Origin of the sequence: Nitrososphaera sp. (assembly GCA_039938515.1) — an archaeon.
Classification (GTDB): Archaea; Thermoproteota; Nitrososphaeria; order Nitrososphaerales; family Nitrososphaeraceae; genus Nitrososphaera.
In genome coordinates this window covers 25614-41051 of record JBDUUL010000017.1, presented here as the reverse complement: position 1 = coordinate 41051, position 15438 = coordinate 25614, and the positions used below count along the sequence as shown (strand labels likewise).

Sequence of the window (15438 nt, the reverse complement as noted above, 5' to 3'; positions counted from 1 at the left end):
TAATCGTTTTCTCTCGTGTTGCTCCATGCAGATTAGAATTCCAATATTTCATATACTGCTTTGATATTGTAACGGAAAGGGCCCGTCGCCTAGTCAGGACAGGGTGCTGATTCTTGAATAAAGAAGTACACGCCTCCGAAGCCAGTTGTCGTGGGACCGAAGCCCACCGGGCCCGCTTAACCTGCACTCTAAATTCTTAGCAGACATCGGTCTGTGTCGCGGGATACGAAATTACGTCATGTAGATTGGCGATACATGGCCAAACGCCAATTGACTGCCCCAGTACCAAGATCAAATTCTTTCAAAAGAAAATAGGGGGAGAAGTGGTCTACACTCACCTGTAAAAGGCAGCAATAACTCTGTCTCCACCAAACACTCCCGAAATTGTCTGTGATGTCGCGCCCGTTGACCAGTGATCAAACGTATAGCCAGAAACGTTCAGTGCGGTGATAGTATAGGTATCGCCAGACCTTATCTGAACTGCCTGCGGGTCGGAATAAGTGAGGGAATAGCCACTGCTGTTGACAATTCTGATTTGGGCCCCTGCAATCTGGTCGTACGTCCTCCGATTCTCGGCAAGGAAGGTTACCTGAGAATCTGATTGGCTAAAGCCGGTCTTGGCTGGAGCGCCCGATGTGTCCCAGTTCTGGTCCAGCGTTGTAAAGACAACATCAGCCCATGTAGGGATTTGGTCGTACGGATTGCTCGGACTTTTCGTGTATACCTTTCCATCCGTAATCCACATTGCAGAAACGTACTTTGCAGTTGCATTGATGGCGCTGACTGAAGGAGCGGTGGTGGAACTCTGGTTGTAAGCCACAAAGGCAAAGTTTGACTTGTTGTAGGTCGGATAGTAGGTTGCGCTCTTCAGCGTGCTCTCAGACGGTATGGTAGAGCCTTCGTACGCAAAGGTGGTATTCATTATCCCTTCCATGTTTCGCGGAACTGGATCGCCCGGATTTCCAAAAGAGTACTTCAATCCGAGTGACAGGTCGTAGGCAGTGAGGTTCCTGTAATAGTTCATTACCGCGGTGGTATTGTGATTGTTCATCTCGTCGTATACTATACCGTCGACGTTATACCATGTCTTGTAGTAATAGGTCTCGTTCTCCGCGGAAGCAAGCGACCTGTTTGCATAGTCTGTATAGACGTAGCCCAAGACCTTGACGCCGGCCTTGTGTTCAAGCGAGATATCGCTCACAAAGCCTGAAACCTTGTTTGCTCCTACCCCATTGGCAGGATTCATCGCGATAAACGTCGGGACCGTTGGATGGGCGAGTTTTTCGTTATAGATTTTGAGCCACATCCCTGATGCGGGATTCCAGTCAAATATCCATGCAAAGACTCCCACTGCGTTGCTCTTCTGGGTGCCGCCTACTGAGGCTGCCGCGTTCTGGCTGCCGCCGCTACCGGCGGCCGGAGCTAGCAAAAGCGACACGGCCAGCACGACCATTATTGACGGGGTGAGAATATTTTTCGTATCCATTGTTTGAACAAGTGTTATCGGGTATAAAACTATAGTAGGTTTTCATCTTTTTCCACGTTTTGTTGCAGGTATTTTCTATAATAGTACAGTTCTAGCAAATTTTTCGTTAACAAGACTCGGCAGAGCCTGACCAAAATCCGCAAAAACTCATTGCCCTGTTTTCTGATGCATGTCGAGAAAAAAAGACAGGGGGCTTCCTGCGCGGAAGCTCCCCGTTTCCTGTTACTTGCTGGCGGTTGTAGTCTGACTCGTGGACGGCAGCCCGAAGGCTACAATGTCTCCTCCCTTGTTAGCCTCGACTTCGGCCGGACTTCCGGTTGTCACCAGCAGCATCCCGTGTCCGAGAGATGGCCCGCCGACTCCGAGAGGCGCACCAACGTTGAACTCCCACAGCTCCTTGCCCGTATCCTTGTCAAGTGCTATCACGACACCTGACGGGTTCAGTGGCGTTTTGGAAGGCGCGCCAAAGTCGTTGTACGAATAGGGTGTTCCCGTGGCTGTAATGTGGCCGGAAAAGACAACTCCGTTGCTAACCGCGGGGGAAGCCCACGTCGGAAAGTCCGTCGGGTGCACCCACTTTATTTTGCCTGTGGCCATGTCCACGGCAGTTATTGTCCCGTTCCCCACCCCGTTCTTTATCGAGTCAAAGGCCGGTACGACGTTCCCGCTTGAGCCGTGGACAAAAAAGTTAAAGCCCATGTTGCTTACGGCCGCGTAAACCGTGCTGTTGTCATTTGCATGGTATGCTTCCACTCCGTACTGAGTCCCCGGCCAAACAGTTCCGCTGCCCTGCGCTGACGGCTTGGCATCGATATTGTACTTCACGCCCACCGTGTCATTCCACACAACCTTTCCATTGCTTGAGTCAAGTGCAAAGAGGTCGCCGCGCTTGGTCTGTCCCATGACCAGCTGCTCGCTCGAATTTAGCCCGCTCGTGCTGTTTAGTGCCGTTACATTGGCTATGCTCGTGCCCCAAGCCGTATCCCAGTCGTGAGTGTCGTCTGTTACAAACGGCGTTGCCCAGAGCATGTGTCCGCTCTTGACGTCGACTGCAATAATGGAGCTGGTATAGTTGTTCGGACGCGGCCTGCCAGTGTCGTTAAAGTCTGGAGAGGAATTGCCGGTTGGGATGTAGAGTATGCCGCTGTGCGGGTCAAGTGAACCGCCCGACCATACCATAGATCCTCCGTTCTTTGTGGAATTGTCGCCGTGGACCCATGCACCTGCGGTGGTCGACATGTTCCAGATCACGTCTCCATTGGTCCTGTTTAGCGCTACGATCCTGCCTTGTAGAGCGCCAAAGGGAGGCTCGTCTCCAAGTGCGGAACCAGCTATCACATAGTTCTTCCAGACTATAGGAGGCGCAGGCTCCCTGTAGCCCAAGGTAGGATCACCTATGGCCGCCGATTGCCACATGAGTTTGCCGTCTGTTGCGTTTAGCGCCACCACTGTGGCATTAGCTCCTGTCGGGGCGAAAATGACTCCGTTGTCGTAAGTTATGCCGTGGGCAAACGTACCCCGTGGAAGCTGCTGGCTCTGCTGGCCTGCCACGCCGGGGTCGAACATCCACAGGTTAGAGCCGTTGCTCATGTCGATTGCAAAGACGCGCATTGCATTGTCTATCGCATACGCCCTGTCACCGACAATCAGCGCGGGGCTTTCGATCGGGAAATCGCTGTGGAAAATCCACTTTGCCTGAAGCTGGTTGACGTTATCCTTTCCAATGATTGTCTGCTGACTCGACCTTGTGCCATAGATATCGTGGTAGGTTGTCACCCAGTCGTTCTTGTGCTCGGGTTCAGTACCAAACGAGGTAGATGCTGCCGGCGGGACCAGGGTGTAAACGGTTGCGGTTTTTCTCATTGTCTGGTTCTGCTGTCCGCCCGAGGCTGACGAAGTGGAGGTCTGATTATTGCTGCCCGAACCGTTCGTACCGCCTGCACCGAGCGTGAGCGTTGCCTTCATCCACGGATGGATGGTGCAGTGGTAGGATATGGATCCGCTGCCCGCAGCAGCCTTTATCGTTGCCGAGCCGGAGGCCCCGGGCTCTATTGTCCCGGTGTCAAACGAGTTGTCGTCGGCTGTCGCGGTGTGGGGAACGCTGTCCTTGTTGTCCCATGTCACCTTCCCGGCTGAGACCTTGGCGGAGGCAGGTGCGTAATAGCCGCCACTCTTTGCAGAGACAGCCCCCTGTGGTATCTCGATGGTGCTTGTACTGCCGCCTGACTGCTGCGAGCCTGCAGAACTCTGGTTACCCTGCGATGCTGCTGAAGTTGTAGACTGATTGGAAGAGGCGCCAGTTTGCGATGGCTGCTGGCTTGCGGAAGCTCCTCCGCTGCCCATCTGCTGGAGTGACAGCTGAAGTGCCTTGACAAGGGAGTCGTCTGTCTGCTTCAGAGCCTGGACGACTGAAGAGCCGGATCCCCCGGCTTGGACGCTGCCAGAAGTATTGCCTGACGTACTAGAAGATGACGAGTCTCCTTGCTGGGCTGCGGATGTGGTCGAACTGTTGTTGCCGCCGCTCCCGCCACCCTGGCCGGCTTGCAGTGTTCCATGCATAAACGGATGAATAGTGCAATGATAGGGAATCTTGCCCTGACTTTTTATCATGGCCTGACCTGTGGCTCCGGGCTGTATAGTGCCCGTATCAAACGAGTTATCATCGGCTGTCGCGGTGTGTGGGGCAGAATCCTTGTTCTGCCATGTCACCTTTGAACCGGGTTGAACATTTGCCGGATCTGGGTCGTAGGACTTTTGGCCCTGCTGCGAGGCCGCGCCCTGCACGATCGTTATCGTGGATGTCGCTCCGCTGCCTGAGCTCGACTGAGAAGAGTTGGAACTCGAGGAAGTCTGAGTCTGTCCCCCTGATCCGGATGATCGGGGCTGCTGCTGGCCGCCAGAATTCTGATTCTGTCCTGCAGCAGTGGTGACAAATATTGAAGCAATAGCTGCTGCGGCCAATGCAATGCCGATTCCAAGCATGACCTGTGAAGAAAGAGAAACCACAACAAAGCTCGTCTCTTAAAGTATTAACGCATAGCAAACCGTTGTTATTGTTAGTTTTCGTACGTTCTTGTTCTGTGTAAGTTTTCGGTATAATACTTTCCCTGACATGGCCATCCTTTAGGAGACGCTGAAAACCCGACACTTTCAGCGCGACAAGTACGGCTGTTTGGTAAGCAACCCATAGAATATTGGTTGCAAATTCGTTAATACAAAGGCGCACCGCGTTTTTTGAATTGGTCAGCGGTGGTTTGCTGAATGGTATTTGATCACCTTGTTTTCGCCGCTACAAGCTTGGCGCAAAATGCTTTTGCAAACGTTCGTCTTGCGGCAGACTGGGGGTACGGCGTTCCCTGGCTGGTTCAAGTTCTGACAACAGCGATTATTCTGGCAACCGGTTTCTTTGTCTATGTTGCGCTGTCTACAAAGCACGCCGCGCTGCAGGGAGAGAACTCGTTAAAGTACAAGCTCAACAAGTACCACGCGGAGAGGTACTGGGCCATATTCGTTGCAGGGATGCTCGTGTGGCTCTGGACTCTCGGGCTCCCATGGATGCCCCCGGCTGCATACTCGGAGGCAATGTCTGACCCTTCGCATGTCCACACAGTATACGTTACGGCAGGTCAGTGGTTCTGGATGCTAGAGGATGGAGGCTACGGCACCGGTCCGACTTGGTCGCAGCAGACGCCAGCTGCCGAGGCAAAACCGGCGCATGCCGGCGCAAGCGCCTTTGAACAGGCCACAGGCCCTAACGGAGCTGCAAAGCAGGTTCATGTCAAGGTAAATGAGACAGTCAAGTTCGTTGCAAGATCCATCGACGTCAACCATGGTTTTTCGGTGCTTGCAAGCAACAAGAGCATGGATAGCCCGCTGATGCAGATGCAAGTAGTTCCGGGATTTGACAATGTTGCCTACTACACTTTCACAAAGCCGGGCACATATACGATAAGATGTCTTGAGTACTGCGGCTGGAACCACCCCTTCATGGTCTCGCAGGTTACCATCTACGCTTCTTGAAAGTGGAGGAATAGCAATGGCGAGCCTTGACCGGAAAAGTGAAAAATACAAAGATGAAGAGAGTCCGATTCCGCGCTACGAGATCACAAAAGAGCTTTCCAATCTTGTCACGATGTTTATCGTCTCGGCGATTATTTACTTTGTCATCGCCGGTTCGCTTGCGATAGTAATGCGCGTGATCCAGTCAAAGGTCTTGCTTGCTTCGGGCAATGCGCAACAGACCGCCGGCGTTTTCTATGCCGCTCTTACCGTTCACGGTCAGCTCATGTTCTTTGGGTTTGCGTCGATGCTTGTCCTCGGGCTGAGCTACTATCTCCTCAGCAAGTTTGCGAAAAAGCCGCTAAGGAGCATGAAGGTGGCAGTCTGGTCGTTTATCACGATGAATTCCGGGGCGATATTGCTTATCCTGTCAGGAGTCATGCTCTTTGGAGGAGGATGGTATGACCTTATGCCCCTGCCCTTTCATCCGGGCAACGGAGGCTGGTCCACCCTAGCCGCTGCAATTTTTCTGGCAGCAGACACCCTCATTGGAATTTCCTTGACGCTGTTCTCGCTAGACGTAATTGCAACTGTGCTAACTGGCAAGATTGCGGCCGGCGTGCAGCGCAGCGAGGAGGACTACAGCTCTCGCCACAAGGCAACGACTACTGCTTCCAGTTCGCCTGCAGAACTGCGCCAGGCAGGACCTAGAGAAAGCGTCCCTCTTTCCGACACAGGCGCTGATCATGGCTCGCCGGACTATCTGGACTCGGTAAATATCCCGTCAGCTGTTCGCTGGGCGTCGGTTCTTGGAATTTCGGCGTGGCTCCCGATTCAAAAAAGGAGACACGTGCCCGCAGTATCAATTGTTGTCGTCGGAATTTTCGTAAACTCGCTTGTCCAGCTGCTAGGAAACATTGGCCTCTTTATCCAGCTTGCCAACGGGTATTCCTATCTCATGAATCCAAATTTTCAGATAAACTGGCTTCTCACAAAGGACGCATGGTGGTTTTTTGGTCACCCGATAGTATACTTTACGCTCTTTTCGTTCCTTGGAGCAGCCTACTATTTCATCCCCAGGTATGCAAGGAAAATAGTGCCGTATGACAGATGGGCGTACAGACCATGGCCGTTTTATTTTATGTTTACAATGGGAGTCTTTTCACACCACCTGTACCAGGACCTGCCAAATCCTGTGTGGCTCCAGACGCTTTCGCAGATATCGAGTTTTGGCATAGTGTTTCCGTCAGGATTGACCATCATGACAATAATGATGTACATCTTTAGGTCAAGAATAAGGTGGAACATCACCTCGGTGTTTATTGTGGCCGGAATAGCGGGCTGGGCTTTTGGGGGCTTTACGGGAGTGGAGACTGGGTGGTGGGGCACGAATGCGTACCTACATAACACGCTAAATGTCGTCGGGCACATCCACCTTGTGCTCCTGATGGGAAGCGTGCTACTTGGCCTTGGAATAATCTACTCCGTCGTTCCTGCCCTTACAAAGAGGCGTCTAAGCCCAGGACTCGGTTATATACATCTCGGACTGACCGTCTTTGGAGGGTTTGGCCTTGCCCTGATGTTTACCTATCTTGGGTTTGCAGGCTTTATCCGAAGGGAGGCAGTAGTCCCTGACGAGTTCTCATGGGCGCTGCCATGGTTGCTGTTCTTTGCGTTAACAGTAGGCTTTGCGCAGCTAGTATTTGTTTACAATTTCTTTGGAACGCTTGCAAGGTCAAGAAAGAGCGCGTTAGGCGAGACGACAATCGGAGAACCTTCATCACCGCTGGATGCCAGACAACAAAACTCTTACCCATCAGGAACGGCTGGGAGCGCAGCGCAGAACTGGATTGGTCAGGCTGAATCTTCGGAAGTTTCTACCCGGCAAAAAACAAACTCTGAAGCGGCATAAAGCCGCTGGCAGAATAAGCATTCTGGCCTTGGCTGGTTATCAGAACCTGCAGGATCGACCATTCTCGGCTATTTGGGCTGGTCTTCAGCCTTTAGAAGCGAATACGTCAGGGCCGCGGCCGACACGGCAAGCGTAAGAATGAATGCTGCTATTATTTCTGAATCCAACAATATCACTTCTGCGTGCTGTTCAGGAATTCCCCATACTGCTGTGGGTACTGGTCCATCAGGTCAAGGTTGAGCTGGAGCACGTTAACGTAGTCAGGCGCAAAGGCCGCCAGGTTTTGCGACTTGTTCTCCTCGATGTTCAATCTTATCAGCGTCTTTATCGGATTGACAGGGATTCCCGTGGCCTGGCTTACATTCTGAACTTGTGAGTATGCGTCATTAGGAGTAATGTCTGGGTCCACTCCTGACGCCGAATCCGAAGGCGCTCTTGAATGGAAGAATTTTGGCGAGGTAAAGTTCTCCCCAATTAGCGACGAACCGATAGGCTTGCCGTTTAGGTTGATAATGTTCCCGTTTGCCATTGTAGGCATCGCCTCCTGCCCGATGACAAGTAGACTGAGCGGATATGCAATGCCGGTCAGAACCAGCATGAGAATCACGACCTTGATCGCGGGGGCAAAAATTTCCCAGTACTTGTTTTGTTTTGCCAGCTATTATCACCTCATAAATGCCGAGAGCACAAGGTCTATGCCCTTTATCGCAACAAAAGGCAGCACTATTCCGCCGAGCCCGTAAATTACCATGTTCTTGACAAAGGTCTTTTGAGGTGGTTCCGGCTTGAACTTGACGCCCCGGAGTGAAAGCGGGATAAGCGCGGGGATGATTATTGCGTTAAAGATTAGCGTTGACAGTATTGCGGTCTCGGGACTATGAAGCTGCATTATGTTTAAAGCCTGCATCTTTGGGTTTGATGCGCTGAACATTGCAGGAAGGACTGCAAAATATTTGGCAACGTCATTGGCGATGCTAAAAGTGGTGATAGCGCCGCGCGTCATGAGCAGCTGTTTTCCCAGCTTTACTACTTTGAGGATCTTTGACGGGTCGGAGTCCAAGTCCACCATGTTTGCTGCTTCTTTTGCGGCCGAGGTTCCGCTGTTCATTGCAAGTCCCACGTCGGCCTTTGCGAGCGCGGGCGCGTCGTTGGTGCCATCGCCAACCATCCCAATGACATGGCCCTTTACCTGCTCTTCTTGGACTCGCCTGAGTTTGTCGGTTGGCTTTGCCTCGGCCATCACCTCGTCCACACCCGCCTCCTTGGCGATGACCTGCGCCGCAAGCCTGTTGTCGCCGGTAATCATTACAGTTGCAATGCCAGTGGCCCGCACCTCGTCAAGTTTCTTCTTGATGTTCTCCTTGAGCTGGTCTTTCAGCGAGACCAGGCCAATTGCCTCCTGTCCCACGGCTACCAGCAATGGAGTCCCGCCAAACTTGGAGATTTCTTGCGCCTTCCACCTCACTTCCGCTTCGTTGACGTTCTTGACGAGCGGCAAAACGGAATCAACAGATCCCTTGAGAATTCTTCCACCAGCATTTAGGTCTGCGAGCTGCTGGATCATCCCGTTGACCTTGCATGCTGAATCCTGGTTTGTATTGACTCCATTTCCAATAGCTCTATTGACGGATGCTACCGCTTCGCTGTGCTCCTTGCTTAGCATTGCCCCCTTTCTGACAGGGATAATCTCAATCCCGCTGTAGCCAGTTTCTGCCGTAAACTCGATTGACTTTGCGGTTAACAGATTTTCCATCGCGTTTATAGGAACAAACTTTTTCTGCTCCGCAAGATCAACGGTCGTTTTACCCTCATGGGTCGTGTCATGGATTGAGGCAGCAAAGGCGGCCTGTCCCACATCTTCTTCTGAGTACTTTTCCAGCGGCACAAAGGCAATTGCACCCCTGCTCCCTTCGGTGATAGTGCCCGTTTTGTCCAGTATCAGCACGTCGCAGTCTCCCGCGGCTTCAATGCCTTTGCCGGATTTTGCAACGATGTTGTCTTTTCCAAGCCGCGTTATTCCAGCGACCCCTATTGCGGGAAGCAACCCACCGATGGTTGTAGGCATGAGCGCAACTAATAGCGTGACTAGCATCGCGACGTCCATGGTGTAGCCAAGGTAGTTGGCCATGAATGGCAGACTGCCAATGACCATAATGAATATCAGCGAGAGGCCGGAGAGAAGGATAGTAAGCGCGATTTCATTTTGTGTCTTGGGCCTTGTTGCGCTCTCGATAAGTCTTACCATATCGTCGAGAAAACTTCGCCCTGCCTCGGCAGTAATCTCGACGATAATGCTGTCGCTTGCTACCCTTGTGCCGCCAAGCACATGGTCGCCCTTTTCCTTGAAGACAGGATTTGATTCTCCAGTCATCATGGATTCGTCAATGAACGCCTTGCCTTCAGCAACAAGACCATCTCGGGGAATTATTTCTCCAGCAAACACCTTTACCTCGTCGCCTGGTTTGAGCGTAGTTGATGTCACCATAACCTCCTTGCCGTTTACCAGCTTTCGCGTCGTCACCTCTTTTTCCAGGCTTCTGAGCGAGTCGACCCTTGCCCTTGCCTGAGCTTCAGAAAGTGATTCTGAAAATGTCGCAAACCAGACAGTCAGAATTAGTATTACAGCCACTTCAGCATACAGAGTCTGGCTCTCAGTGACAAACTTGGGAGAGACGTCTGGGAAAGCGGTGATTCCAAGAATAAGAAAGAATACCATCTCTACTGCAAACATTACCGGGTTGTTCTTTGCCAGATACCTCGGGTCCAGCTTTAGAATTGAATCAATTAGAACCGACGGGTCTATGACAGATCTTCTCTGGGCTGTCATGCCATTTTTTTCCTGTTTTTGCTGATCCATATTCCTGCTCACTCCCAACCCCTCACAGCGAAAACGGCCCTATCACGATGAATGGGAAGAAGGTAAGTGCTGTCAGAAGAAACGTCATGATTAGCAGGACGGTTATGAACAGCGGCCCCTGTGTCTTGATTGGCTCGGGGGCTTCTTTCCTTTCCTTTGTTGTAAATGATCCGGCAAGTGCCATCATTAGTCCCAGCGGCGCAAATCTGCCTATGAACATCACCAGCCCCGTGGACCAGTTGAAGAACAGAGTGTTCGCGCTTGTTCCAAGGTAGTCGGAGCCATTATTTGCAGCAGACGATGTAAATTCGTAAAGCACTTCGGTGTACGCAATTGCCGAGACTTTGTTGTTGGGCGAGCTTGTGACTGCCTGCGCGTTTCCTGTAGTAAACGCAAGCGCCGTCGGAATCAGGATGAGCGCGGGATGTAATAGAAAGATAAAGACCGCGAGTTTAACGTCCTTTGAGCTAATCTTCATGCTCATGAATTCAGGAGTCTTGCCAACCATCAGGCCAACAATGAAGAGACTCAGGATTACGTACATCATCATGGTCATCATCCCGACGCCAGCAGCACCCGGTATTGCCTGAACGAACATACCAAGGAACAGCGAAGTTACGGCAGCGGGAGACATTCCTGTTAGGGCTGATGCGACTGCCCCGGTATTCGTCGCAACCGATGCCACGTTGAAAAGGACACTTCCGAAATTGCCAAACCGCGTGTCAAGTCCTGTGGGGCCACTGGGTTGGTAGAATGCGATGCCCAGCATCAAGCCGAAGCCAATAAGCATGGTGATGAGAATTGAGATCCCTCTACCCCAGCCGACGAGTTTTCCATATGCTATGGGGAATGCCAGTGGAATGACAAGAATCAGCATAATCTCGTACACGTTTGTAAGGCCGTTAGGATTCTCGAATGGATGTGCAGAATTTGCGCCAAAATAACCGCCGCCGTTATGGCCAAGTTCCTTTATCGATTCCAGCGACCCGACTGGACCCATCGTAATTGTTTGCGGCTTTCCCTCAAGGTCATTAAACGAAAGTGAGGGCTGCAGCGTCTGCGGAACTCCAGCATAAATCAGTATGAGAGACGAGATGAACGAAACCGGAAGCAGAAGGGTGACTGTCACCCTTATCATATCCACGTAAAAGTTTCCGAGGCCGAAATTCCTTCGAATAAACGCGCGGATAAAAGCAAATCCGGAGGAAATTGCAGTTGCGGGCGCGATAAACATCAGAAAGGTGAGCCCCACCATCTGCGAAAATACGGTGAGCTGTTGATCTCCATTGTAATGCTGCAGGTCGGTGTTTGTCATAAACGAGACAGCGGTGTGAAACGCCAGATCGGGGGCCAGTCCTGCGATTCCCGGCGTCGCAGTTGGCAAATAATTTTGAAAAGTTAGGATCAGAAACAGTATGACGCCGGCGGAAACATCCGTAACCAATATTGCAATGAAGTAGCGCTTCCAGGTCATTCCTTTGGTCGCATCAATTCCAATCAGCCTGTAAAAGCCGCTCTCGACCTTGGCAAGGGTTCTTTCAATAGGCCTAGATTCGTACGAGATCATTCTTGCCATGTACAGGCCGAAGAGCACAGACAGTCCGAGCGTCCCGCCGATTGCGGCGATCAACTGGATTATAGGTTCCACATACGGTCACTCTACACCGAATCGCGGCATTGCATCACCCACTATAGATTTAAATCATCGCTTTTCCGAAAAACGCAATTAATTTACTATATTACACCGTTTGCATTCATATTTACAACATGCATTAATTTCTCTTCTCGTTTTGCATCAGTCAAAAAGAAGTGATAGTAAACTTGCTTTTGATTTTGACTGACAGTTCGCCTTCTTGACGAAAATCACGCTCAACTTCGTCAGTCCGATGGCAGGGTTGGCTGTTTTGAAGAATTTCGACGATTGTGGCATTTTTTCTGTACCAATTTGAATGCCCGGTTTTGCTCATCAAAGTCGAATGCGGCAGGTATTCGACTAATGCAAAAAATACATAAAAACTGACATCTTGGGCGTTTTATCACTTGGATTGAAACTATCTTTGACAAGACGTCAGTCCGGACGAGGAGCTTGTGGAATTCGGCAGGAATTGCACAATGTTAGCCTGGCCGCCAGCCTTTTCACTGGTGCTGGAAGCAGATTGATAAAAGCCTCAGCCTTTGCATCTAATTATACTGATTTACGCATCCTAATTTTGAGCCACGAGCCTGCGCGGATGAAAAGATCCGACATTATACTCTTTACCGAGAGCTTTATTTCTGCCGTGAATTTATTTTGCGATAATGAGCGCAGTCAGCGAAATTATGTCGCCTAAAGGCGTCATCACGTTGCGTGGAAATTTTACGCCCACAGCTCTTGACGCGGTCAAGGTCATGCTCAAGAACAAAGTGGGCTCCGTGGTTGTCGTAGACAGCGGCGGCAGACCCGAGGGAATAGTCACTGAACGTGACATACTCAGGCTTGTGGCGAAATCAAAAAAGCGCGCCGACGAGACTCCTGCAGGAGAAATAATGACCTCGCCCGTGATAACGGCCAAAACATACGATTCAGTTGACACTGTTGCCAATATGATGGTAAAGAACAAAGTAAAGCGGATTGTGCTTGTCGAAGACGACGGAACAATGGCGGGCGTCATTTCGGTTACCGACATAGCAAAGAACCTTTCAAAGATATTATCCGACGACTACAAGCGATATCGCTCGCTTGGGACTGCGATAAGTTTCAGATAGAGGTGGGAAAGTGTCCTGCAATAGCAGCTCGCAGTTGTGGATAGACGCCTTTCGCAGGCTTACGAGCTTTCCTTCGTCCACTCGGCCGCAAGTCTGTTGTCATGAATCTCTTCGTTTGCCTGTCTGATGGTCCTGGCGCGCTCTTCCGTCACCATTGGGCTAATCCTTGCTGGCGGGTTGGATGTGGCCATTTTGGTAGCTTCCACACCGGTATTGCTGACCATCCGAGGATCGACGGTCTGAGAAGAGCTCCTGAGAATTGGCGCGTCTGCCAGGTCGATGGTTGAACCTTCGGTCAAATCCCTCATGGCATCGTATTTCGACGAATCAAAGACTTCGCCGGGATAGACATCGTCCGGGCCTGCATCGACATACTGGGGGTTTGCCCTTGTTTCGTTCATTAGGTTCTTGCAATCATTGTTTCCCGCATTCTTTCGGTCGTTCATTGACCAAACACATCGCCGGCACCAATCAGGTTTAGTGGTTTGAGTACTAGTTTCGCGCAAAACCCAGGGCTTTGCGTAAAACATTCTTTCGTCACCTTGCAAAAACATTTGGAAGGGTACATCCAGAGCAATGCCGTGGTAGCTAGGCAGGCCTTTCCTTCTTACCTATTGAAGCCAGTCTTGCCTGCCGCCGCGCTGGTTCTTATCACGATCTCGTTTTTGGCATGCCCTACAAACGCATTCGCAGATGATTCGACACAAACCGGCGCTTCCCCGAACATTTCGACTCTTGTCTTTGATTCCATTGCCTCGGTCTACAGGATGTTTGCAGCTCTCGGCCTTTCCTTTATTGTCGCCCTGGCAATCGGTATCACCGCTGGTACGAGGCCTCGTGCAGCAAAGATTATCATCCCCATTATCGACATATTTCAGTCCATCCCGATACTGGGATTCTTCCCGGTCGCAATTGCATTTTTCATTGCAATCTTTAACGGAAGTCAAGCGGGAATAGAGTTTGCCGCGATATTTCTCATATTTTCCAGCATGGTGTGGAACATGATTTTTTCGGTGTATGAATCAGTGCTGCTGATACCGGCTGACTTGAAGGAAACATCGAGGGCCTTCCGTGCAAACCCCGCACTCTTGTTGCGCCGGCTATACATCCCTGCTGCCACCTCCAAATTGATTTACAACAGCATCCTGTCATGGTCGGCGGGCTGGTATTTTCTTACCGCTGCGGAGATAATTTCACTCGGCTCAAAGACCTACACTTTGCCGGGCCTCGGGAGCCTGCTCGGTTCCGCCGTATCAGAGGGCCAGTACTTGCTAGCCTTTGCCGGGCTTGGCACGCTTATTGCGATAATCCTGATGATAGACGTAGTGTTCTGGCGGCCGCTCGAGGCATTTGCCAACAGGTTTAGGTACGAGTACTCTTCTTCGTCAGAAACCGCTACTCACACCCAAGCGCTCCACCTCAACCTTTCCCTTTCTTCTGCAGGCAGGCATACTATCAGCAGGGTCTTCTTTCCGGTTGCAAGCCTTGCGGATGTCCTCGTGAAAAACCCGCGGCAGGTAGTGCTGCGAGATAGGTCGCTTGCGTTCGTTGAGAAGACCTCATCCTCTATTTATCGATTTGAGCAAAAGCTGTTCAGCAGGATGCATCGCTCCCTAGACTTTGTTGGTGCCGGCCGCCTCCGGCATTATAGAAAGGCCGTGGTTGCCGTAGTCACGGCTGGTGTCGCCCTTTTGGTACTTACAGAGATTGACAAGATTGCCCAATCGCTGGCGGGATTATACAAAATGTACGCATCCCTGTTTGAAGATCCGGCCACTGCGAAGGCGGTTTCCGAAATCCCGACGGCTCTCCTCTTCTCGTACCTCCGGCTCGCGGCTGCCTACCTAATTACGCTCGCATGGACGATTCCTGTGGCAATCAAGATTGCGAGGGGCAAGAATTTCCCGCGGACCATGTCAGTCATTCAGACGTTCGCGTCCATTCCGGCGACTGCCTTCTTTCCCTTCATGGCGGTACTTGTCAACGTAATTCCAGGCGGTCTGGAGTTTCCGTCGATACTTCTGATACTTACCGGAATGCAGTGGTACATGCTCTTCAACCTGATAGGAGGCGTCCGCTCGATATCCGGCGACCTTGAGGAGGCTGCAGCTGCCTTTAGGTGTTCAAAATCGCAGTACAGGCGGCGGGTATTGTTTCCCTCAATCTTCCCCTCGCTTGTGACCGGGAGCATTACTGCGTGGGGAGGGGGATGGAATGCCCTGATTGTTTCGGAATACCTTGTTTATGGCAGCAAGACATACTCTGTTCTGGGCTTGGGGTCGCTCCTGGATACTGCAGCCTACAGCCTCGGCAACACCGTACTCATTCTCATGATAGTGTCAGTCATGGTAACAGTAATTGTACTTGTCAACAACCTAGTATGGAGGAGAATCTACCGCAAAGTTATCCAGAAGTACAGCATGAGCGGTTAATCACTAC

General features: G+C 51.3%; 10 protein-coding genes and 1 tRNA gene. 5 read left to right on the top strand and 6 right to left on the bottom strand.

Annotated elements, in window-relative coordinates; all coding sequences use genetic code 11:
• Nucleotides 1-78 precede the first annotated feature (78 nt).
• Nucleotides 79-175: transfer RNA gene (locus ABI361_10445), tRNA-Arg, on the top strand.
• A 159-nt stretch (nucleotides 176-334) separates the two neighbouring features.
• Here ABI361_10445 and ABI361_10440 read toward each other — a convergent pair.
• Entirely contained in the window at nucleotides 335-1486 is a 1152-nt protein-coding gene (locus ABI361_10440) for a spherulation-specific family 4 protein (protein ID MEO9321082.1), read from the bottom strand.
• Nucleotides 1487-1708: 222 nt separating this feature from the next.
• Nucleotides 1709-4492 (bottom strand): PQQ-binding-like beta-propeller repeat protein, encoded by a 2784-nt coding sequence (locus ABI361_10435; GenBank protein ID MEO9321081.1) that lies wholly within the window; start codon nucleotides 4490-4492, stop codon nucleotides 1709-1711.
• Nucleotides 4493-4747: 255 nt separating this feature from the next.
• Here ABI361_10435 and ABI361_10430 point away from each other — a divergent pair, with 255 nt between their 5' ends.
• Both ABI361_10430 and ABI361_10425 read left to right on the top strand, forming a co-directional pair.
• Entirely contained in the window at nucleotides 4748-5506 is a 759-nt protein-coding gene (locus ABI361_10430) for a hypothetical protein (protein MEO9321080.1), read from the top strand.
• Between the two features lie 16 nt (nucleotides 5507-5522).
• Entirely contained in the window at nucleotides 5523-7397 is a 1875-nt protein-coding gene (locus tag ABI361_10425) for a cbb3-type cytochrome c oxidase subunit I (GenBank protein MEO9321079.1), read from the top strand.
• A gap of 172 nt (nucleotides 7398-7569) precedes the next feature.
• On the opposite strand, the gene ABI361_10420 is transcribed toward ABI361_10425, so the two are convergent.
• From ABI361_10420 to kdpA, 3 genes are read right to left on the bottom strand one after another with little or no spacing between them, the layout of a single operon-like run.
• A complete protein-coding gene (locus ABI361_10420) occupies nucleotides 7570-8013 on the bottom strand; it encodes a potassium-transporting ATPase subunit C (protein MEO9321078.1) in 444 nt (147 codons plus the stop codon).
• A gap of 48 nt (nucleotides 8014-8061) precedes the next feature.
• Complete coding sequence (locus ABI361_10415) at nucleotides 8062-10254, bottom strand: HAD-IC family P-type ATPase (GenBank protein MEO9321077.1); 2193 nt, start codon at nucleotides 10252-10254, stop codon at nucleotides 8062-8064.
• Nucleotides 10255-10276: 22 nt separating this feature from the next.
• Nucleotides 10277-11902 carry a potassium-transporting ATPase subunit KdpA gene (gene kdpA / locus ABI361_10410; protein ID MEO9321076.1) on the bottom strand — a complete coding sequence of 542 codons (1626 nt, stop codon included), beginning with the start codon at nucleotides 11900-11902 and terminating at the stop codon, nucleotides 10277-10279.
• A gap of 650 nt (nucleotides 11903-12552) precedes the next feature.
• Between kdpA and ABI361_10405 the strand changes: the two genes are divergently transcribed.
• Nucleotides 12553-12999, top strand: coding sequence for a CBS domain-containing protein (locus ABI361_10405; protein ID MEO9321075.1), 447 nt, complete (start codon nucleotides 12553-12555; stop codon nucleotides 12997-12999).
• A gap of 59 nt (nucleotides 13000-13058) precedes the next feature.
• Here the strand turns inward: ABI361_10405 and ABI361_10400 are convergent, their stop codons facing one another.
• The gene (locus ABI361_10400) at nucleotides 13059-13445 is read right to left on the bottom strand and encodes a hypothetical protein (GenBank protein ID MEO9321074.1); all 387 of its coding nucleotides are present in this window, start codon (nucleotides 13443-13445) and stop codon (nucleotides 13059-13061) included.
• Between the two features lie 135 nt (nucleotides 13446-13580).
• Between ABI361_10400 and ABI361_10395 the strand changes: the two genes are divergently transcribed.
• Entirely contained in the window at nucleotides 13581-15431 is a 1851-nt protein-coding gene (locus ABI361_10395) for an ABC transporter permease subunit (GenBank protein ID MEO9321073.1), read from the top strand.
• The last annotated feature ends 7 nt before the right edge of the window (nucleotides 15432-15438 follow it).

Bases quoted from the DNA above. Each gene is read 5' to 3' on its own strand.
- ABI361_10430 (MEO9321080.1), top strand. From the start codon at position 4,748: ATGGTATTTGATCACCTTGTTTTCGCCGCTACAAGCTTGGCGCAAAAT.
- ABI361_10405 (MEO9321075.1), top strand. From the start codon at position 12,553: ATGAGCGCAGTCAGCGAAATTATGTCGCCTAAAGGCGTCATCACGTTG.
- ABI361_10415 (MEO9321077.1), bottom strand. From the start codon at position 10,254: ATGGATCAGCAAAAACAGGAAAAAAATGGCATGACAGCCCAGAGAAGA.
- ABI361_10440 (MEO9321082.1), bottom strand. From the start codon at position 1,486: ATGGATACGAAAAATATTCTCACCCCGTCAATAATGGTCGTGCTGGCC.
- ABI361_10400 (MEO9321074.1), bottom strand. From the start codon at position 13,445: ATGAACGACCGAAAGAATGCGGGAAACAATGATTGCAAGAACCTAATG.
- ABI361_10425 (MEO9321079.1), top strand. From the start codon at position 5,523: ATGGCGAGCCTTGACCGGAAAAGTGAAAAATACAAAGATGAAGAGAGT.